The 21,123-nt window shown below is 40.8% G+C and carries 18 protein-coding genes, 2 tRNA genes and 1 rRNA gene; 5 read left to right on the top strand and 16 right to left on the bottom strand.

Annotated elements, in window-relative coordinates; genetic code table 11:
• Nucleotides 1-13: 13 nt before the first annotated feature.
• The 12 genes from atpD to asnC all read right to left on the bottom strand — a co-directional run bounded on the left by atpD (nucleotide 14) and on the right by asnC (nucleotide 11,020).
• Nucleotides 14-1,396 (bottom strand): F0F1 ATP synthase subunit beta, encoded by a 1,383-nt coding sequence (gene atpD, locus H1225_RS15520; protein ID WP_006534341.1) that lies wholly within the window; start codon nucleotides 1,394-1,396, stop codon nucleotides 14-16.
• Between the two features lie 34 nt (nucleotides 1,397-1,430).
• Nucleotides 1,431-2,294, bottom strand: a complete 864-nt coding sequence (gene atpG / locus H1225_RS15515; RefSeq protein WP_006534342.1) for a F0F1 ATP synthase subunit gamma — start codon at nucleotides 2,292-2,294, stop codon at nucleotides 1,431-1,433.
• A gap of 58 nt (nucleotides 2,295-2,352) precedes the next feature.
• Nucleotides 2,353-3,894 (bottom strand): F0F1 ATP synthase subunit alpha, encoded by a 1,542-nt coding sequence (atpA, locus tag H1225_RS15510; RefSeq protein ID WP_006534343.1) that lies wholly within the window; start codon nucleotides 3,892-3,894, stop codon nucleotides 2,353-2,355.
• Between the two features lie 14 nt (nucleotides 3,895-3,908).
• Nucleotides 3,909-4,442 carry a F0F1 ATP synthase subunit delta gene (atpH, locus tag H1225_RS15505; protein WP_006534344.1) on the bottom strand — a complete coding sequence of 178 codons (534 nt, stop codon included), beginning with the start codon at nucleotides 4,440-4,442 and terminating at the stop codon, nucleotides 3,909-3,911.
• 12 nt (nucleotides 4,443-4,454) lie between these two features.
• Nucleotides 4,455-4,925: a F0F1 ATP synthase subunit B gene (gene atpF, locus H1225_RS15500; RefSeq protein ID WP_036914499.1), complete on the bottom strand. Its 471-nt coding sequence runs from the start codon at nucleotides 4,923-4,925 to the stop codon at nucleotides 4,455-4,457.
• A gap of 61 nt (nucleotides 4,926-4,986) precedes the next feature.
• Nucleotides 4,987-5,226, bottom strand: coding sequence for a F0F1 ATP synthase subunit C (atpE, locus tag H1225_RS15495; RefSeq protein WP_004246596.1), 240 nt, complete (start codon nucleotides 5,224-5,226; stop codon nucleotides 4,987-4,989).
• A gap of 45 nt (nucleotides 5,227-5,271) precedes the next feature.
• Nucleotides 5,272-6,096 carry a F0F1 ATP synthase subunit A gene (atpB, locus tag H1225_RS15490; protein ID WP_023583322.1) on the bottom strand — a complete coding sequence of 275 codons (825 nt, stop codon included), beginning with the start codon at nucleotides 6,094-6,096 and terminating at the stop codon, nucleotides 5,272-5,274.
• Between the two features lie 31 nt (nucleotides 6,097-6,127).
• Nucleotides 6,128-6,505, bottom strand: a complete 378-nt coding sequence (gene atpI / locus H1225_RS15485; RefSeq protein WP_072065228.1) for a F0F1 ATP synthase subunit I — start codon at nucleotides 6,503-6,505, stop codon at nucleotides 6,128-6,130.
• A 613-nt stretch (nucleotides 6,506-7,118) separates the two neighbouring features.
• Nucleotides 7,119-7,745 (bottom strand): 16S rRNA (guanine(527)-N(7))-methyltransferase RsmG, encoded by a 627-nt coding sequence (rsmG, locus tag H1225_RS15480; protein WP_072065229.1) that lies wholly within the window; start codon nucleotides 7,743-7,745, stop codon nucleotides 7,119-7,121.
• On the bottom strand, nucleotides 7,742-9,640 hold the full coding sequence (gene mnmG / locus H1225_RS15475; protein WP_109848217.1) for a tRNA uridine-5-carboxymethylaminomethyl(34) synthesis enzyme MnmG: 1,899 nt from the start codon (nucleotides 9,638-9,640) through the stop codon (nucleotides 7,742-7,744). Before mnmG ends, rsmG begins: the two co-directional genes overlap by 4 nt.
• 377 nt (nucleotides 9,641-10,017) lie before the next feature.
• Nucleotides 10,018-10,458, bottom strand: a complete 441-nt coding sequence (gene mioC / locus H1225_RS15470; protein WP_006534353.1) for an FMN-binding protein MioC — start codon at nucleotides 10,456-10,458, stop codon at nucleotides 10,018-10,020.
• Nucleotides 10,459-10,558: 100 nt separating this feature from the next.
• Nucleotides 10,559-11,020: a transcriptional regulator AsnC gene (gene asnC, locus H1225_RS15465; protein WP_069367404.1), complete on the bottom strand. Its 462-nt coding sequence runs from the start codon at nucleotides 11,018-11,020 to the stop codon at nucleotides 10,559-10,561.
• A gap of 160 nt (nucleotides 11,021-11,180) precedes the next feature.
• Between asnC and asnA the strand changes: the two genes are divergently transcribed.
• The gene (asnA, locus tag H1225_RS15460; RefSeq protein ID WP_072065232.1) at nucleotides 11,181-12,173 is read left to right on the top strand and encodes an aspartate--ammonia ligase; all 993 of its coding nucleotides are present in this window, start codon (nucleotides 11,181-11,183) and stop codon (nucleotides 12,171-12,173) included.
• On the opposite strand, the gene viaA is transcribed toward asnA, so the two are convergent.
• Complete coding sequence (viaA, locus tag H1225_RS15455; protein ID WP_006534357.1) at nucleotides 12,174-13,631, bottom strand: ATPase RavA stimulator ViaA; 1,458 nt, start codon at nucleotides 13,629-13,631, stop codon at nucleotides 12,174-12,176.
• A gap of 7 nt (nucleotides 13,632-13,638) precedes the next feature.
• Nucleotides 13,639-15,138, bottom strand: a complete 1,500-nt coding sequence (ravA, locus tag H1225_RS15450) for an ATPase RavA (RefSeq protein WP_161706377.1) — start codon at nucleotides 15,136-15,138, stop codon at nucleotides 13,639-13,641.
• A 279-nt stretch (nucleotides 15,139-15,417) separates the two neighbouring features.
• On the opposite strand from ravA, the gene rbsK reads away from it, so the two are divergent.
• On the top strand, nucleotides 15,418-16,347 hold the full coding sequence (gene rbsK / locus H1225_RS15445) for a ribokinase (protein ID WP_006534360.1): 930 nt from the start codon (nucleotides 15,418-15,420) through the stop codon (nucleotides 16,345-16,347).
• A 68-nt stretch (nucleotides 16,348-16,415) separates the two neighbouring features.
• Here the strand turns inward: rbsK and mdtD are convergent, their stop codons facing one another.
• Entirely contained in the window at nucleotides 16,416-17,810 is a 1,395-nt protein-coding gene (mdtD, locus tag H1225_RS15440) for a multidrug transporter subunit MdtD (RefSeq protein WP_109848213.1), read from the bottom strand.
• Between the two features lie 82 nt (nucleotides 17,811-17,892).
• Entirely contained in the window at nucleotides 17,893-18,579 is a 687-nt protein-coding gene (locus H1225_RS15435) for a FadR/GntR family transcriptional regulator (protein WP_072065236.1), read from the bottom strand.
• Nucleotides 18,580-19,073: 494 nt separating this feature from the next.
• Between H1225_RS15435 and H1225_RS15430 the strand changes: the two genes are divergently transcribed.
• The 3 genes from H1225_RS15430 to H1225_RS15420 all read left to right on the top strand — a co-directional run bounded on the left by H1225_RS15430 (nucleotide 19,074) and on the right by H1225_RS15420 (nucleotide 20,996).
• Nucleotides 19,074-20,613, top strand: a 16S ribosomal RNA gene (locus tag H1225_RS15430).
• 71 nt (nucleotides 20,614-20,684) lie between these two features.
• Nucleotides 20,685-20,761: transfer RNA gene (locus tag H1225_RS15425), tRNA-Ile, on the top strand.
• A gap of 159 nt (nucleotides 20,762-20,920) precedes the next feature.
• Nucleotides 20,921-20,996: transfer RNA gene (locus tag H1225_RS15420), tRNA-Ala, on the top strand.
• Nucleotides 20,997-21,123: the final 127 nt, after the last annotated feature.

Raw genomic sequence — 21,123 nt, 5'->3', positions numbered from 1 at the left:
CCCGTCAGCCGTATTAAAGCTTCTTAGCTTTTTCTACTGCTTCTTCGATAGTACCAACCATGTAGAACGCCTGCTCTGGCAGGTGGTCATAATCACCGTTCAGAATACCTTTAAAGCCACGGATAGTGTCTTTCAGGGAAACGAACTTACCTGGTGAACCGGTAAATACTTCAGCAACGAAGAATGGCTGAGATAGGAAGCGCTGGATCTTACGCGCACGCGCAACAACCAGTTTATCTTCTTCTGACAGTTCATCCATACCTAAGATAGCGATGATGTCTTTCAGTTCCTGATAACGTTGCAGGATAGACTGAACACCACGAGCGACATCATAGTGCTCTTGGCCAACTACCAGTGGGTCTAACTGACGACTGGTTGAATCCAGTGGGTCAACCGCAGGGTAGATACCTAATGAAGCAATTTGACGGCTCAGTACAACTGTCGCATCTAAGTGAGCAAACGTTGTTGCTGGTGATGGGTCAGTTAAGTCATCCGCAGGTACATATACAGCCTGTACAGAGGTGATTGAACCTGTTTTGGTTGAAGTGATACGTTCTTGCAGAACACCCATCTCTTCAGCCAATGTTGGCTGGTAACCTACCGCTGATGGCATACGACCTAACAGTGCTGATACTTCTGTACCGGCTAAGGTGTAACGATAAATGTTATCGACGAATAACAGTACGTCACGGCCTTCATCACGGAATTTTTCAGCCATAGTCAGACCAGTCAGTGCTACACGCAGACGGTTTCCTGGTGGCTCATTCATCTGACCATAAACTAACGATACTTTGTCAAGAACGTTAGAATCTGTCATTTCATGATAGAAGTCGTTACCCTCACGAGTACGCTCACCAACACCAGCAAATACAGAGTAACCTGAGTGCTCGATCGCGATATTACGGATCAATTCCATCATGTTAACTGTTTTACCCACACCCGCACCACCGAACAGACCTACTTTACCACCTTTAGCAAACGGACAGATTAAGTCCATTACTTTGATACCGGTTTCAAGCAGTTCTTGTGAGTTTGATAACTCTTCGTAGGTTGGTGCTTCACGGTGAATAGACCAACGTTCTTCAGTTGCAATATCACCTTTCATATCAATAGGTGTACCCAGAACGTTCATGATACGTCCCAGTGTTGCTTTACCTACTGGTACTTCAATTGGGTGGCCTAAATCTTCAACTTTTAAGCCACGGCTTAAACCGTCTGATGTACCCATTGCGATACAACGAACGATACCACCGCCTAACTGTTGCTGAACTTCCAGCACCAGTTTTTCTTTACCATTCATAACCTCAAGAGCGTCGTATACTTTAGGGACGCTATCCTGAGGGAATTCGGCGTCCACTACGGCGCCGATTACCTGGACAATCTTTCCAGTAGCCATCTTGAATCCTCTACGTAATTCGTAAACCTAGCTGTTATACCGCGGCTGCACCAGACACAATTTCTGTAAGTTCCTGAGTAATGCTTGCTTGGCGTGCTTTGTTGTACACCAATTGCAGTTCTTTAATCAGGTTACCACCGTTATCTGTAGCGGCTTTCATCGCAACCATTCGGGCGGCCTGCTCACTCGCTAAGTTCTCTACGACGCTCTGATAAACCTGCGATTCGATATAACGACGCAGTAAAGTATCCAGTAACGCCTTAGGATCAGGTTCGTACAGATAATCCCAAGATTTTTCTTTCAGCTCTTCATCATCACCTGGTGGTAATGGTAAAACCTGAAGAATTTTAGGCTCTTGAGCCATGGTATTGATGAACTTATTTGCCACCACATACAGTTTATCTAAACGACCTTCGTCATAAGCCTGCAACATGATATTGACTGGACCGATAAGGTCTGACAGTTTTGGATCATCACCCATACCCGTTACTTGACCAACAACATTCCCGCCTACTGAGCCAAAGAATGAAGCGGCTTTAGAACCGATTAGCGCTAAATCTACCTGCACACCTTTTTCAGACCACTCTTTCATGTCTGCCAGCAGTTTTTTGAACAAGTTAATGTTCAAACCACCACACAAACCACGGTCGGTCGAAACAACCAGGTACCCGACACGTTTAACTTCACGCTCTTCGAGGTATGGATGTTTGTATTCCAGATTCCCTAACGCAAGGTGACCAATCACACTGCGCATGGTTTCTGCATAAGGACGGCTGGCTGCCATGCGTTCCTGCGTTTTACGCATTTTCGACGCGGCGACCATCTCCATCGCTTTAGTGATCTTCTGTGTGTTTTGCACACTGGCGATCTTCGAACGTATCTCTTTTGCGCCGGCCATTTCTGCTTCTCCTCATGAACCAGACGGCCTAATGTTTAACTATTAGGCCGAATAGTTATTACCAGGACTGAGTCGCTTTGAAGTTTTCTAGCACGCCTTTCAGCTTCGCTTCGATTTCTTCGTTATAAGTACCAGTCTGGTTGATTTCTTTCAATAAATCAGCATGTTCACGAGAGGCATAAGCTAATAAAGCCGCTTCAAATGGCACAACTTTTGAAATTTCAACATCTTCCAGATAACCACGTTCTGCTGCAAACAGTGATAAAGACTGTTGTGCGACAGACATAGGTTCGTACTGTTTCTGTTTCAGCAATTCAGTCACTTTCTGACCGTGGTTCAGCTGTTTACGGGTAGCATCGTCCAGATCGGAAGCGAACTGTGAGAATGCTGCCAGCTCACGATACTGCGCAAGAGCAGTACGGATACCACCAGAAAGTTTCTTCATAATCTTAGTCTGAGCTGCACCACCAACACGAGATACGGAGATCCCTGGGTTAACAGCTGGACGGATACCTGCGTTAAACAGGTTAGATTCTAAGAAGATCTGACCATCGGTAATAGAGATTACGTTCGTAGGAACGAATGCAGAAACGTCCCCTGCTTGCGTTTCGATAATTGGTAACGCAGTCAGAGAGCCGGTTTTACCTTTAACTTCACCATTAGTGAAAGCTTCTACGTACTCAGCATTAACACGAGCAGCACGCTCTAGTAAACGGGAGTGCAGATAGAAAACGTCACCAGGGTATGCTTCACGTCCAGGTGGACGACGAAGTAACAGTGAAATTTGACGGTATGCGACAGCCTGTTTAGACAGGTCATCATAAATAATCAGGGCATCTTCACCACGGTCACGGAAGTATTCACCCATTGCGCAACCTGAATAAGGAGCGAGGTATTGCAGTGCTGCTGATTCTGATGCAGAAGCAACAACAACAATGGTGTTTTCTAACGCGCCATGTTCTTCTAATTTACGAACAACGTTCGAAATAGTAGAGGCTTTCTGACCGATAGCGACATAAATACATTTAATGCCAGAGTCGCGTTGATTGATGATCGCATCGACAGCCAGAGCAGTTTTACCTGTTTGACGGTCACCGATAATCAATTCACGCTGACCACGACCGATTGGGATCATGGCATCGACGGATTTGTAACCTGTTTGTACAGGCTGATCAACTGATTGACGGTCGATAACACCAGGAGCAATCATCTCAACAGGTGAGAATCCATCATGCTCTACTGCACCTTTACCATCAATCGGCTCACCCAGTGTATTTACCACTCGGCCAAGCAGACCACGCCCAACAGGTACTTCCAGAATACGACCTGTACATTTAACTTTCATGCCTTCTGCTAAGTCAGCATAAGGACCCATCACAACCGCACCAACAGAGTCGCGCTCTAAGTTCAGTGCGATAGCGAAACGGTTACCCGGCAGTGCGATCATCTCACCCTGCATAACTTCGGCTAAACCGTGGATACGAATGATACCGTCACTAACGGATACAATCGTACCTTCATTGTGAGCTTCACTCACTACATTGAACTGAGCAATGCGCTGCTTGATCAGTTCGCTGATTTCAGTGGAATTCAGTTGCATATGCTCCAGTCCCCTTAAGACTGCAAGACGTCAGTTAATCGCTCTAAACGGCCACGAATACTGCCATCGATGACGAGGTCACCGGCGCGTATAATCATGCCTGCGATAACAGACTTATCAATTTTGCAATTCAGCTTCACTTTGCGTGATAGACGTTTTTCCATCGCTGCAGAAATGTTAGCTAGCTGCTGTTTAGTTAGCTCAATGGCAGAAGTTACTTCAACGTCAACCGTTGACTCGAGTACTGCGCGCAATTGAATAAATTGGCTCAATACTTCAGGCAACGTTGATAAACGGCCATTATCAGCCATAACACGAATTAAATTCTGAGCATGACCATCTAATTGTTCGCCACAAAGGTCAACAAAGATGTCAGCCAGTTTTTCTGATGCTAAAGAACCAGAAAGTAATTCGGTTACCTGCTCATTGCGTGCTACTTCAGCGGTGAACGCCAGCATAACCTGCCATTTATCGACAGCCTGGTTTTCCACAGCAAAGTCAAAAGCTGCTTTGGCGTAGGGGCGAGCTACCGTTGCTATTTCAGACATGCCCCTCCCTCCTTACAGTTCAGCGACCAGTTTATCAACGATGTCGCTATTAGCAGCTTCATCCACGGAACGTTCAATAATTTTCTCGGCACCTGCGATAGCCAGCATTGCGACTTGTTTACGAAGTTCTTCACGAGCACGTTTACGCTCTGCATCCAATTCGGATTGAGCTTGTGCAACGATCTTACTACGTTCTTGCTCTGCTTCTGCTTTAGCATCTTCAATCATTTGTGTGCGTTGTTTATTCGCTGATTCAATGATTGCTTGAGCTTCTGCTTTTGCTTTCGCTAGCTGATCGCCTGCATCGGCTTTCGCTAAATCTAAGTCCTTTTTAGCACGTTCTGCAGATGATAAACCGTCAGCAATTTCTTTTTGACGTTTTTCAATGGCCGCCATAATTGGTGGCCATACGAATTTCATGCAGAACAAAACAAACAGGACAAATGCGACGGCCTGGCCGAGGATTGTTGCATTTAAATTCACAGCACAATACCTCTTTCTTGGTTATAAACTAACTTGATGCTTTTACTGCTCATTACCATCATTAGGCAACAGCAAACATCACGTAAAGGCCCAGACCCACAGCAATCATTGGGATGGCGTCAACCAGACCCATAACGATAAAGAACTGTGTACGCAGAAGAGGGATCAGATCAGGCTGACGAGCAGCACCTTCTAAAAATTTGCCTCCGAGGATTCCGATACCGATTGCAGCACCGATTGCAGCTAAACCCATCATAATAGCGGCAGCCATGTACAGCAGATCCATACTCAGGTTTTCCATGACAGTCTCCAGTTTGTTTCAGTTATTTCTTCAAAGAGTTAATAATTAATGTTCTTCAGATGCCATCGACAGATAAACAATCGTTAGAACCATGAAAATAAAGGCTTGTAACGTAATAATCAGTATGTGGAATATCGCCCAAGGAAGGCTTAATAACCACTGTGACCACCACGGTAACAGACCAGCAATAAGAATAAAGATCAGTTCACCTGCATACATGTTACCAAACAGTCGAAGACCGAGTGAAACAGGTTTTGATAGCAGGCTTACCCCTTCCAAGATTAAGTTGATAGGAATAAAAATTGGGTGATTAAAAGGCTGTAAAGTCAGCTCTTTAGTAAACCCTTTTATGCCTTTCATCTTAATGCTATAGAAAAGGATCAGGATAAATACACCAATTGCCATCGAAAGAGTAATACTCACGTCCGCAGTCGGAACGATGCGTAACGCAGGTAACCCTAAGATGTGTTCACCGATATAAGGGATGAAGTCGATTGGTAATAAATCCAGGGCATTCATTAACAGCACCCAAACAAACACAGTCAATGCCAAAGGTGCAATGACCTTGCTCTTTCCGTGATACATATCACGGACGCTGCTATCAACGAAACCGATGATCATTTCTACTGCAGTCTGGAATTTTCCCGGTACGCCACTGGTTGCTCTTACTGCTACTTTTCTAAACAGCCATAGGAATAAAGCGCCCATCAGTACTGAAAAGAAAAGTGAGTCAATATTTAACACCCAGAATGATGGCGCATTTTCAGCATGGGGATTGACCAACTCGAAAGTACGTAGGTCCAACTGAAGGTTATTCAGGTGGTGACCTATGTAGTCTCTAGTGGTTAATGCTTCTCCTGATGCAGACATGATGCCAATTACCCTTTTGTTGTTAAAAACGCTAACCGTTAATGACGGCTGGTGCAACGACCTGCATAACAAGCACCGCTAAGTAGGTCATGACCAGTGGTGCAAATGCCGCTTTAAACACTCCTAAAGCAACAATCAGCAAGGTTATTGATAATATAACCTTCAACCCTTCACTGAAAGCAAAAAGCCAGTTTATGCGAACTGGAGCTTTTTCTTCGTTGACCTTTTGTAAGCGCATTAACAAAAGAAAAGCAATATTGGGTAACCAACATGCCAACCCGCCTAAAAAAGCCGAAAAACTCCAGTCTGTACTCTTTAATAAGAAACTCGCACTGAGAATAACAAAAGTCATAAACTGCAAAAATAACAGTTTCAGTGCAACTTTCCCGTTGTAGAGGGAGACAGACATGACGTTTGTATTCTCCAGACCTAGCTATCGTAAAAGGTATTACTGAATGATGTATCAAACTGTCTTTGCTATAAAGTGTCAAGTGACAAAAACGAGCAAATTATACGGGGCGTGGCAATGAATTCAATCAATAAGTAGCGAAAAAGTGAAGATTAATTTAAATTTATTACCAAGGTTCCATTTATGAAAAATGATTAAGAACAAAAAGAGTAAAAATAATAGAGCCGAATAAAATAAATAGCGTGACATACATCACAAATATAAAAGTATAAATAAAGCTTATTTCATAAAATATATAACTAAGTTAACAATTAACTGCCGTTTTATGAACAATTTAGTGTCAATTAGAAAAGAATTGACCCATTTTCAATAAAATAAATTCAATATTTTTATAATGCACAGAATTATTAATTTATTTTGGAAATAAAATAAGGAAAACTTAGGCTACAAAGTGAATTAACATAAAAGATAATAAAATGTTATTTTATTGTTTCAATAAGGTAAATTTTAATACTTTCTATAATTCCCCATAAAACAAATGGCGATAACATTGTAAATATTATCGCCAGAGCACAAAAAATGAAAAAATGATCGATGAGACACAAAAAAATGATTAAATAATCACCAAATGTCTTTGTTCATTCAATTCAGGTATAGATAAACTAATCACTTTTTCAGGCATTTTTAATCCATTATCAGCAAGTTCATCTAACTCTTCTTGATGAATTTGTCCTTTCAATGCATAAAAACGACCGTGTTCTTCAGTCACTAAATGAGAGCACCAAGAAAGCATATCATTCATGGAGGCAAATGCTCGGCTGATAACACCATCAAAAGGCTGTTCTGTTTGGTATTCTTCAACACGGTATTGAACTGGCTCGATATTATCAAGTCCTAGTTCGTGCTGAACTTGCTTCATAAAGCGAACGCGTTTACCTAAGCTATCCAATAAGACAAAATGGTGATCGGGACGCATTATTGCCAGTGGAATACCCGGTAATCCAGGTCCTGTCCCCACATCAATAAATTTTTCACCTTCAAGATATTGGCTCACAACAATACTATCCAAAATATGACGAATAAGCATTTGCTGCGGATCTCTCACGGATGTGAGGTTGTAAGCTTTATTCCATTTATCAAGCATAGCGACATAACCCGTGAGTTTTTCAGCTTGAATATCTGTAAGCTCTATATTGGCTTGCTTAGCCAGCTTTTTTAGCCGATTAAGTAAGTCACTCATGATGCGCTCCTGCGTAATAGACCTTGTTTTTTCAACCAAACTAATAAAATGGAAATAGCAGCAGGTGTCACACCAGAGATCCGAGATGCTTGACCGATTGATGTAGGTTTGTGATCGTTTAGTTTCGCAATAACTTCGTTAGATAACCCACTCACTTGTTTGTAGTCAAGATCTATCGGTAATGCCGCGTTTTCGTTACGCTGTTTCTTTTCGATCTCTTCTTGCTGGCGACTAATATAACCTTCGTACTTAACTTGGATTTCAACTTGTTCAGCTGCTTGTGGTTTTGAATCATCAATACCAGGCGCGAAACGAGAGATATTTTTTAGTATGTTGTAAGTCATTTCAGGGCGACGTAATAAATCTTCACCATTAGCTTCTTTGGATAATGGTGTTTTTAGCAATTCATTGATTTCTGAGAGATTATCAGCTTGAGGATGAACCCAAATATTTCTTAAACGCTGACGCTCTTTTTCAACAAGCTCAACTTTTTCACTAAATTCGGCCCAGCGAGTATCATCAACCATGCCTAATTCACGACCAATTTCTGTTAAACGTAAATCAGCATTATCTTCACGTAACATCAAGCGATATTCAGCACGAGAAGTAAACATGCGGTAGGGTTCTTTTGTACCAAGAGTACAAAGATCGTCAACTAATACGCCAATGTATGCTTGATCACGACGTGGGAACCAACCTTCTTGATCAAAGGCATAACGAGCTGCATTAAGCCCTGCAAGCATACCTTGTGCTGCAGCTTCTTCATAACCAGTTGTACCGTTAATTTGGCCAGCAAAGAATAACCCATTGATAAATTTACTTTCTAGCGTTTGTTTTAGATCTCTTGGATCGAAGAAGTCATATTCAATGGCATAACCAGGTCTAATGATCTTCGCATTTTCCATACCTTTCATGGAATTTACGATTTGCATTTGAACATCAAAAGGTAAGCTTGTTGAAATACCATTTGGGTAAATTTCGTTACTCGTTAAACCTTCTGGCTCTAAAAAGATCTGATGTGAATTACGGTCTGCAAATCTCATCACTTTATCTTCAATAGATGGGCAATAACGCGGGCCTATTCCTTCAATGACACCTGCATACATTGGGCTACGATCGAGGTTATTACGAATAACTTCGTGCGTTTTTTCGTTTGTATATGTGATATGGCAAGGCATTTGTTCAGGATGCTGATCCACATTACCTAAAAACGAGAAAACAGGCATTGGAGTATCACCTAACTGAACGGCTAATTGGCTAAAATCAATCGTTCTTGCATCAATACGAGGTGGTGTACCTGTTTTTAAACGACCTACACGTAGAGGTAATTCGCGTAGCCTGTGTGATAACGAAACAGATGGTGGATCACCTGCACGACCACCGCTGTAGTTTTCTAAACCTATATGGATTTTTCCATCAAGGAAAGTTCCTACGGTTAGAACAACAGACTTAGCACGGAATTTTAAGCCCATGCGAGTAACAGCTCCTGTTACTTGGTCGTTTTCAACAATGAGATCTTCAACTGGCTGTTGGAAGATCATTAAATTAGGTTGATTTTCGAGAGTAGTACGAACAGCTTGGCGATAAAGAACACGGTCTGCTTGTGCTCTTGTTGCTCTTACAGCTGGCCCCTTACTTGCGTTAAGGGTTCTAAATTGGATCCCTGCATGGTCAATTGCAGTTGCCATTAATCCACCCATCGCATCGATCTCTTTTACCAGATGCCCTTTACCAATCCCACCAATAGCTGGGTTACAAGACATTTGGCCCAAAGTATCAATATTGTGGGTCAGTAATAGGGTTTGACGCCCCATACGAGCTGCAGCCATAGCGGCTTCTGTACCGGCGTGACCACCACCGATGACAATGACGTCAAAGTGTTCTGGATAAAACATGTGTGAACCTTAAATGTTACGAATGCTGAATGTGTTGCATTGGGAAAACGAATTCTACTCAACTTTTTGACAGATACAAGCGAGCAGATCCGCAGGTAATTATTTAAAGATCTTTTTATTTAAAGATCTCTTTATTAGATCTTTTATTAAGGAAGCGATCCTCTGTGGATAAGTGGATTTTCTATTTAAAGATCATAAAACTGTAAAGGATCATATACTGTGAATGATCCGTGATCTATCTGCTGATAAGCTGGGATCAAAATGATGACTTATGCACAGGTCATTTCTTGATATAGCCTTATACAATGGATAACTACGGGTTAACCCCTGCTTTTAAGCTGAGTTATCCACATCTGTTTGCTGTTTTTTTGTGCAATTTAAAGTAAATTTTTCCAAGAAGCTATCCATTCTTCAGCTGGATCTTCCGGAATGTCATACTTTTGAATATCAATTTCGAGACGATCACCAAGGCGAGTAGCCCCTTTTTCTATTAATTTTTGATCCAAAGTCCTGATCGCACCACAGAAAGTGTCATATTCACTACTTCCTATACCGATAGCACCAAAAGAGACATTGCTAAGATCAATAGAGTCTGCCGAAATCTCATCAGCAAAAGGCTGTAGGTTGTCAGGAATATCACCTGCACCATGTGTGGAAGTAACCACCAGCCAGATCCCTTCATTAGGAAGATCATTAAGTGAAGGGCCATGGTGTAAATCAGTCTCAAAACCTTCCTCAGATAAGATCTCTGCAAGGTGTTCTGCGACATATTCAGCACTACCCATGGTACTGCCACTAATTAGAGTGACTTTTTTCATTAATGATCTCCTTATGTTCAAGACGCGCTATTGTACGCTGTGAATCACTTGGGATCTACCTGTGGATAATGTGGTTATAAAAAAAAATAAGAATTTACCCTTATGGCTTGATCGTCCTTATTATCGGGTTTTGCAGTGAGATCAATGTTTCAGTTGATTGAATTTCATCAATTGTCTGAATTTTGTTGATAAGTACATCTTGTAGTGCTTCTATGCTTTTACACATTACCTTAATAAAAATGCTGTATTGTCCTGTTGTGTAGTACACCTCTACGACTTCATCTAACTTATCTAATTTATCTAATGCTGTATGGTAATCTTTTGCACTCTTTAAAATGATGCCAATAAAGCAACAGACATCAAAACCTAATTGTTTTGCACTGATATCAACACGTGTTCCCGTAATAATTCCCGCTTGCTTCATTTTCTCTACACGAACATGAATTGTGCCTGGGCTTACTTCGAATTTTTTGGCTAATTCAGCGTAAGGTGTTCTCGCATTCGCCATTAATGCGTGAAGTATGTCACGATCGAGATTATCGATCTGATAAATATTGTCCATAAACTCCTCCTGTTTTTGACGATAATACATTTTTATAGCGTTATTTTTAACGATTTAAAACAAGCAAGGCTATTTTTAATGAAGTATATTGAATTTAGTGTCTGTTTTGTTGCTTAATCTATATCAGCGAAACACGACATCACCACTAGGGATATAAAAAATGGAAAAATCATTCATTCAGACTCAACAGCAAATTAGCTTTGTTAAATCATATTTTTCTCGTCTGCTGGAAAAAGAATTAGGATTAATTGAAGTTCAAGGACCGATCTTAAGTCGCCTTGGTGATGGAACTCAAGATAACTTATCTGGGCATGAGAAGGCGGTACAAGTTAAAGTCAAATCTTTACCAGATTCTACCTTTGAAGTTGTCCATTCATTAGCAAAATGGAAACGTAAAACATTAGGTCGTTTTGGATTTAGTTCTGGTCAGGGCCTTTATACACATATGAAAGCGTTGCGACCAGACGAAGATCGCTTAACTCAGATCCACTCTGTCTATGTTGATCAGTGGGACTGGGAAAAAGTGATGGAAGCTAAGGATCGTACAGTTCCTTATCTTAAGCAGACAGTGGGTAAAATTTATCAGGCAATAAAAGAAACTGAAAAAGCCGTCAGCGAAGAATTTGGTCTGGTACCGTTCCTGCCAGATCAAATTCAATTTATCCACACTGAAGAGTTATTGCGTCGTTATCCTGACCTTGATGCTAAAGGTCGTGAAAAAGCGATAGCAAAAGAATATGGTGCCGTTTTCTTAATTGGTATTGGTGGAAAACTTTCAAGTGGTGAATCTCATGATGTCAGAGCACCTGATTATGATGACTGGACGACACCAAACGAAGATGGATTTGAAGGTTTAAACGGTGACATTTTAGTCTGGAACCCAATATTACAAGATGCTTTTGAGTTGTCATCAATGGGTATCCGTGTCGATCCTGAAACATTAATGCGTCAGTTAACATTAACCGATGATACTAAGCGCCTAGAGCTTGATTGGCACAAAGCATTAATGCATGGCGATATGCCACAAACTATTGGTGGTGGTATTGGCCAATCGCGTTTAGTGATGCTACTCCTACAAAAAGAGCATATTGGTCAAGTACAGTGCGGTGTGTGGGAAAAAGACACCCGTTTAGCTTTCGCTGATATGCTGTAATTATTGGCGCCAGCGCCGAAGTAAGCGACTTTTTAATCCAGTATCAAAACGCCATATATGGTCAAAGATTTTCATGATACTGGGTTTACCGTAATTGGATAGGGTTACCGCATGGAAGCGATTGTGCTGTTGCTGTTGGCTTTTTTTGATTTTGTTGATTAGGTTTTCGGGTAACCTTTGGGCAACAAAGTCAGAAATAACAACAGCATCAGCATCTTTCCATGTTGGGCTATTTAGTTTTTCTACGACATTATCTAAACAAGCACTTAAGTCTGTACCTCCTCTAAATGACTGATTCAAAAACTTGATAAGTTCTTGCAGGCCATTAGACGATGACAATTGATAATGCACAGTTTCAGTAGAAAATAACATAACATGACATGAACGATTATCAGCTAGCGCTATTTTCATCAATGCTAATCCAAAGGCTTTAGCACACTGTTCGTTAAATCCTCCCATCGAACCTGATGTATCAATACATACAATAAAAGGCCCTCTTGGTCTTTCTTCATCATGATGATGAGTTACTGGGCGTAATACCGTCCGCTCTTGCCAATTATCACCTTGTAATCGATAGGTATTGAGCTGCTTCTCTACAAGTTTTCGATAAAACTCATGTTCGATTTCATTAATACCTAATAAGGCGAGTTCTGCGGGAAGCAAACGTAAGATATCATCACTAAGTCCTATTCCATTGACTTGCTCTGGTGTGGTATCTGGTGCTTTTTCAACAATAGTTATAGGTTCAAAAATAACGCTCTCTTCAGGAAGAGATTTAGCTGTTTTGCTACGACCGAGCAAACTTGCAAGTTTATGTAATTCGGGTTGTTGATCGAGAAAGTCGCTATAACGTTGAATAATCTTCTCATCAAAAGGGGTTTTTGTTAAAACGCCTTTACTCATATCCCATAAACGCCCTGCTGCGCGTTCGTTTTCTGAAAATGTGTTACTTAAGCTTCCGCTTAGCGCTAAACGTTCTTGAAGCTCAGCAAGGAGTTGCTCTTGTTCTTGGTCAAATAAGGCTTTGTGTAAGGCAGTGACTTGGAAAATTAAACTTACCCGCCAGTGTTGCATAAATAAAGCTTGTTGAGCTGGAGAAAAAGGTTTGTTTGTTTTGATTAATTGAGTGGCTTCTTCAATAAAAGAAGAATCTAACTTATTTAACTCAATAAGAATATGTTCAACTTGTTGATTAAATATCGCATTACCTAATGACTGAGTTTGTTGATAAAGGGCAAATTCATCAGCAATCATTGTAGGCACTAATGTCTCTTTTACTCTTTGCTGTAAGCTCTTTTTCCATTGGTGGATATCTTTAAGTAAGGCTTTTTTGAGTCTTGGATGCTTTTCAAAAAATACCGCTAATTGAGGTGATGCAAGTATAGCAATAATAACTTCCTCAATAAGCTGTCCTTCATTTATGGCTAAAAGCATATCTAATGTTGAAAGTGTCAGCATAATATCATTACTTTATTTGGCTTTTTAATTGCGATAATTTTTCATTAAGCTGAACAAAACTTTGTTCAATGGAAATAAGCCAATCATTATCAATAAATAAATTCGGTTGATGATGATTAAATTTTTCTTGTTCACTATAAATTTCTTGAGCCAGATCTTTTAATTTATCTTGCCACTCTTGGTTATCTTCAATAGGAACAGCAGGTGCTGTCTCTTTTTGTTGATAAAGAGATGTTGTTCGACGGCTCACATCCATAATTTCTAATACACCATCTTGGCGTATTTGTGCGTTAATTGATTGTGGGAAACCAATACCATTTAAACGCGCTAATAACTCATCCCCTTTAGCCAAAAAGTTTTCTAATGCTTTTTTCTCAAGAGTAATAAAGTTAACTTGAATACTATGGATATGTAGAGGGATATGTAAAAACAAGGTGAATTTATCAGCCTGCATTTTATCTGATAGGCTAAAGTGTGCATTTCGTCCAAACATTCCACTTTGTTTTTCAAAACGAAAAGCTTGTTGATCTTGTTTGCTTCTCGTTGATTTCATCCACTCAGCCCACAAATTCTCTGTTTTTCTGATCAATTCTAGCTGGTGGTAAGCTTGTTCTGTTAAAAGGCTTTGTAATAATTTATCTAATAATGCAAATGATGCTTGGTCATGCCAGAGGCAATCTTTTAATAAAATAAGATCTAATGGTGAAATAGCACTACGGCCATTAAAAAAGGCGCTAGCTTGTAAAAGGCGTACTGCTTTTTTCCAACGTCTATCAGAAACATAAGGGGCAGCATCACTTTTATCTAAAGCCTCACGAAGTTGATAAATTAAATCAAATAAGTGGTCATCTAATGTGATTTTTTCTAATTCTGATTGCCAGCGTGAAAATTCTTCTGTGGTAATTTGAAGATGGGCCGGAATATGGAAAGAGCCAACTTCTTTATTAACGAGTAAAGCGCGAAAGTTTTTCTTATCTTGAACTTTTGTTAACCAAATACGAATGAGCATTCGGTCATAAAGCGCTTCAAGGCTACTATCTGAATCAGGTAATTCATTCGAAGCTGAAACTAATAAGCGCATTGGGATGCTGACTTCAGTTTCCCCATTTCTAAATTTACGCTCATTAATCGCCGTTAATAACGTATTAAGAATAGCGGGTCCTGCTTTCCAAATTTCATCAAGAAAGACAACTTCAGCATCAGGCAAATATCCCTCAATCAAACGCTGATATTTCCCTTCATCTTTTAAAGCTTGAATAGATAAAGGACCAAAAATTTCTTCAGGTGTTGAAAAACGCGTCATCAAGTATTCAAAAGCTTTAGCTTCTTTAAAGGCTTCTTTCATTCTTCTGGCTATTAAGCTTTTAGCAATACCAGGGGGGCCAAGTAAGAAAACACTCTCACCACTCAGTGCTGCAAGTAGACAAAGACGGATAGCTGACTGCCGCTCATAAAGCCCAGTTTCAAGATATTGGCTAAGTTGTGAAATCCGCTCTGCAAGTTGCATAAACACTCCTAATAATGGGTACTTATTTTCATTATTCCCTGAAAATATCAGAAAGGGATTGCTGACATATAGTCAAACATTCTATTAGCACACAAATTGTTTATAACAAAAATCGATTCAGCTTCCTACTGCTTATTTTGGTTCTTTTTTGTTTTACTAGCGAAACGTTTCGATAGTGATCACGTTTTTTCATTAATGTTGCTGAGATGATCGGTTTAAAATATTGCATGTTATTTATTCAGTGCATTTAGAATTTATTATTGAGAGTAAGGAAAAATCATGGAAGCGAAGAAACTTGTGATTTTAGGTAGTGTTAATGCTGATCATATTCTTAATGTTGCCCATTTTCCGCTTCCTGGTGAAACCATTTCAGGTAACCAATTTCAAATGGTATTTGGCGGTAAAGGAGCTAATCAGGCGGTCGCTGCTGGGCGTTGTGGTGCGAATATTTCTTTTCTTGCTTGTTTAGGAAATGACGATATTGGCAAAAAAGCCAAAGCTCAATTAATCACAGATAACATTGATACCAAGAGTATTGAGTTAATTGACGATGTAGCAACAGGTGTTGCGTTGATTTTCGTTAATCAACAGGGTGAAAATGTTATAGGTATTCATGCTGGTGCTAATGGGCGATTAGATACAAATTACGTTCAGCGCCATGGGAATATTATAAAAGAAGCTGATGCTCTGTTAATGCAATTAGAATCGCCACTTGATTCTGTATTAAAAGCGGCTGAAATAGCGAAACAAGAAAATGTGCAAGTAATACTAAATCCTGCACCTGCTCAAGCATTACCTGATGAGTTATTATCTCTTGTCGATATTATTACTCCAAATGAAACAGAAACTGAATATCTGACAGGAATTAAAGTCATAGACGATGAAAGTGCTCAACAAGCAGCGGATGCTCTCCATCATAAAGGTATTAAAACAGTGCTGATTACATTAGGAAGCCGTGGAGTTTGGGTTAGCGAGCAAAATAGTAAAGGTTGTATTGTTCCTGCATTTAAAGTGAAAGCTATTGATACTATCGCAGCAGGCGATACATTTAATGGCGCATTAATTACCGCTTTATTAGAGGGGCAATCTATAATGCCAGCGATTAGGTTTGCTCATGCTGCAGCTGCCATTGCTGTTACTCGAGCAGGCGCTCAGCCATCAGTACCTTGGCGTCATGAAGTGGATACTTTTTTAGCATCATCCTTGTAGTGTATTTTTTCTATCTATATATAAAGAAAAGGAGAGCTTATGCTCTCTTTTTAGTTTGAACAAAACTATCAGGCTTTTTTCTTTTTGTTCGTTAGGTTATCACCATCATGTTTATCGAGGAGTAAAAATACGAAGGAGGACAGTAATGTAATAATACCTACCGTAATAAAAGTATAGTGGAAGTTATCAACGGTAGAGCCAACGTTTTCAGTATCAAAATATCCTAAGATAGACGCACTGACAGCAATACCAAAACTAATAGCCAGCTGTTGAGTAACAGCTAAAACACTATTTCCTGAACTTGCATTATTATCTGTTAAGTCAGCCAATGAAATTGTATTCATCGATGTAAATTGTATCGACATGACCACGCCTAATAAAAAGAGTGGGATAACAAGATAGTAAATAGACATGTCAGGAGATTGAAGTGAAAATTGAGCGATCATCAAACCAATAATAATAGTGATAGCAAAGAGCGTTCGGCGATAGCTAAATTTCACTAAGATCTTTGTGACAAATGATTTGGCTAAAATAGAGCCCAAAGCCATTGGTGCCAGCATCATACCGGAAACAATTGCAGGGTAGCCAAAACCCACTTGCAACATAAGTGGCATTAAGAAAGGAATACACCCAGTTCCTAATCTTGTTGCAATATTACCTGCAATTCCGACAGAGAAGGTCCGTGTTTTAAAAAGATTTAATGGGATCAGAGGCTGCTGGTGGCGTCTAGCATGATTAATATATAAACCAAGTAGAGAAAAACCACCTAAAATAACGGCTATAGGGATATAGCGAGAGATATTTTTATCACCAAAAAGATCAAGGCTAACGGAAAGCATCACTAAGCCAAAGCCAAAGAAAATAAAACCCAGTAAATCGAATTTGCGTTTTGGCATAGTAAAATTAGGCATATGCTTTATGGCATAGAAAATACCTAATAGGCCAATAGGAATATTTATAATAAATATCCAATGCCAAGAGGCATAAGTAACTAATACCCCACCTAAAAGAGGTCCTACTATAGGACCTACTAATCCTGGCATTGTGACAAAATTGAGAATAGGAAGTAATTCGCTACGTGGATAAGCTCTTAATAAAGCAAGGCGTGCAACGGGCATCATCATTGCGCCACCTATACCTTGTATAATTCGTGAAATAACAAGAAAAGCAAGGTTAGGAGAAAGTGCACATAATAAAGATCCACCTGAAAATAAAGAAACCGCAATAATAAAAACTTTACGCGTTCCAAATCTATCAGCTAACCATCCACTGACGGGGATTAATAATGCAACAGTTAAGGTATAGCTGATAACAGCCGATTGCATAGCGAGAGGAGAATGGTTAAGGCTTTTTGCTATGTCTGGTAATGCCGTATTAAGAATAGTTGCATCGAGAGCTTGCATAAAAAAAGCCATTGCAGCAATCCAAGGCAACCCAGACATATTTTTGGCAGATTTCAACATGAAGCATATACCGTCTTTATTCTATATTTTGATTATCGCTTCATTATAAACAGAAAACCTATAAAATTTGTATTAAAACTATTCAATCACTTGTTAATAAGATTAAACAGAGGTCGCGTGCTTTATTTCCATCACCATCAATAATAGCTTGAACAATTTGGTTATGTGTTTCCGGTTGAACAGTTTCATTACCCACAATAAGATCAAAATACTTTTTATAAGCAGAAAGAAATAATGAGCCGAAAGAGGCAAAGAATGGATTGCCACTTGCTTGATAAATAAGATAGTGAAATTGAGTATCGATATCTAGCCAATGTTGTCTATCAAAATTCTCATCAAGTAACAGCATTTCTCTACCAAACAAAACAAGAGACTGTTTTTGGCTTTCGGTTGCATTAAATGCGGCTAAATAACAGGCTTGAGGTTCAATAGCTAAACGAACGTGATGGAAATAATGGCTGACCTTATTAAATTCACCACTGTCTATCCACCAATTAAGAAGATCATTATCTAATAGATTCCAATTTTGCATTGGCGTAACACGAGTACCTATTCGTGGACGAGGTAAAAGCATTCCTTTAGCCGCAAGCATTTTTATTGCTTCTCGAATAACAGTCCTGCTGACGGAGAGTAATTCTGCTAATTCTATTTCTCCAGGTAATAAAGATTCAGGCTCATAGTGACCAGAAAGAATTTGTTTACCTAATTTTTCAGCAACTATATAAGAAAGATTCTTTTGAGAAGCTGAACGTTGTTCGCTAAATTGCATAATAAAGGTTACCTATACCATAATTTATCTTCTATCTTACGTGAGTCTGCTAGAGAAAGCTGTTCGGATTTTACGCCATCAGCATAAAATTAGAGCGTTTTTCTTTATTTTGTTGAAAAAAAAAGCGAACGGAAAAAAAATTGAAATAAACACTTGCGCTAATCCGAGATCTCCCTATAATGCGCATCCACTGACCGGCGATGAGCAAACAACAAGCCACGCAGGACAGTGAAGAGAAAAGAAAAAGTTTGAAAAAACTCTTGACTCTTCAGAGGAATAGCGTAATATACGCCTCCTCGCAACAACGCAGAAGACCGGAAACGGCAGCGAAGGTTGCACTGCTCTTTAACAAATTATCAGACAATCTGTGTGGGCACTCGCAGAGACGATATCTTCTAAAATATTAGATGTATCAAGTCTTGAAGAGTGAACAACAAAAGTAAATTCATTTATGAATAGCTAAGTTTTCGATTTCTTTGAGCATCAAACACTTTTAATTGAAGAGTTTGATCATGGCTCAGATTGAACGCTGGCGGCAGGCCTAACACATGCAAGTCGAGCGGTAACAGAAGAAAGCTTGCTTTCTTGCTGACGAGCGGCGGACGGGTGAGTAATGTATGGGGATCTGCCCGATAGAGGGGGATAACTACTGGAAACGGTGGCTAATACCGCATGACGTCTACGGACCAAAGCAGGGGCTCTTCGGACCTTGCGCTATCGGATGAACCCATATGGGATTAGCTAGTAGGTGAGGTAAAGGCTCACCTAGGCGACGATCTCTAGCTGGTCTGAGAGGATGATCAGCCACACTGGGACTGAGACACGGCCCAGACTCCTACGGGAGGCAGCAGTGGGGAATATTGCACAATGGGCGCAAGCCTGATGCAGCCATGCCGCGTGTATGAAGAAGGCCTTAGGGTTGTAAAGTACTTTCAGCGGGGAGGAAGGTGATAAAGTTAATACCTTTGTCAATTGACGTTACCCGCAGAAGAAGCACCGGCTAACTCCGTGCCAGCAGCCGCGGTAATACGGAGGGTGCAAGCGTTAATCGGAATTACTGGGCGTAAAGCGCACGCAGGCGGTCAATTAAGTCAGATGTGAAAGCCCCGAGCTTAACTTGGGAATTGCATCTGAAACTGGTTGGCTAGAGTCTTGTAGAGGGTAGAATTCCATGTGTAGCGGTGAAATGCGTAGAGATGTGGAGGAATACCGGTGGCGAAGGCGGCCCCCTGGACAAAGACTGACGCTCAGGTGCGAAAGCGTGGGGAGCAAACAGGATTAGATACCCTGGTAGTCCACGCTGTAAACGATGTCGATTTAGAGGTTGTGGTCTTGAACCGTGGCTTCTGGAGCTAACGCGTTAAATCGACCGCCTGGGGAGTACGGCCGCAAGGTTAAAACTCAAATGAATTGACGGGGGCCCGCACAAGCGGTGGAGCATGTGGTTTAATTCGATGCAACGCGAAGAACCTTACCTACTCTTGACATCCAGCGAATCCTTTAGAGATAGAGGAGTGCCTTCGGGAACGCTGAGACAGGTGCTGCATGGCTGTCGTCAGCTCGTGTTGTGAAATGTTGGGTTAAGTCCCGCAACGAGCGCAACCCTTATCCTTTGTTGCCAGCGCATGATGGCGGGAACTCAAAGGAGACTGCCGGTGATAAACCGGAGGAAGGTGGGGATGACGTCAAGTCATCATGGCCCTTACGAGTAGGGCTACACACGTGCTACAATGGCAGATACAAAGAGAAGCGACCTCGCGAGAGCAAGCGGAACTCATAAAGTCTGTCGTAGTCCGGATTGGAGTCTGCAACTCGACTCCATGAAGTCGGAATCGCTAGTAATCGTAGATCAGAATGCTACGGTGAATACGTTCCCGGGCCTTGTACACACCGCCCGTCACACCATGGGAGTGGGTTGCAAAAGAAGTAGGTAGCTTAACCTTCGGGAGGGCGCTTACCACTTTGTGATTCATGACTGGGGTGAAGTCGTAACAAGGTAACCGTAGGGGAACCTGCGGTTGGATCACCTCCTTACCTAAGAGATACGTGTTATGTGCAGTGCTCACACAGATTGTCTGATGCAGAACGAGCAGAAATACCGGTATAGGCTTGTAGCTCAGGTGGTTAGAGCGCACCCCTGATAAGGGTGAGGTCGGTGGTTCAAGTCCACTCAGGCCTACCAAATCGTATTGATACTGCGTTGTGAACTCACTCGTTTACTGTAAGTAAACTTCGTGACTCCACGCCTTGTCTCACTACGATTAGCTCAATTCTTAATTAAAGGAACATTTCCGATAAGAAAGAAAGCTGAGTAATAAAAACGGTATTAAGAATGCATTATGGGGCTATAGCTCAGCTGGGAGAGCGCCTGCCTTGCACGCAGGAGGTCAGCGGTTCGATCCCGCTTAGCTCCACCATAATCTCTTGAATATAAACTAATAATTCAGAGTATATTAGCAATAGTATACTGCGAATTATTTTGCTCTTTAACAATCTGGAACAAGCTGAAAAATTGAAAACAAATCAATATATCACCGAGGTATA

Source organism: Proteus penneri (assembly GCF_022369495.1).
Taxonomy (GTDB): domain Bacteria; phylum Pseudomonadota; class Gammaproteobacteria; order Enterobacterales; family Enterobacteriaceae; genus Proteus; species Proteus penneri.
Note: the sequence above shows the minus strand (reverse complement) of the source record. Positions and strands in the feature narration are given on the sequence as shown.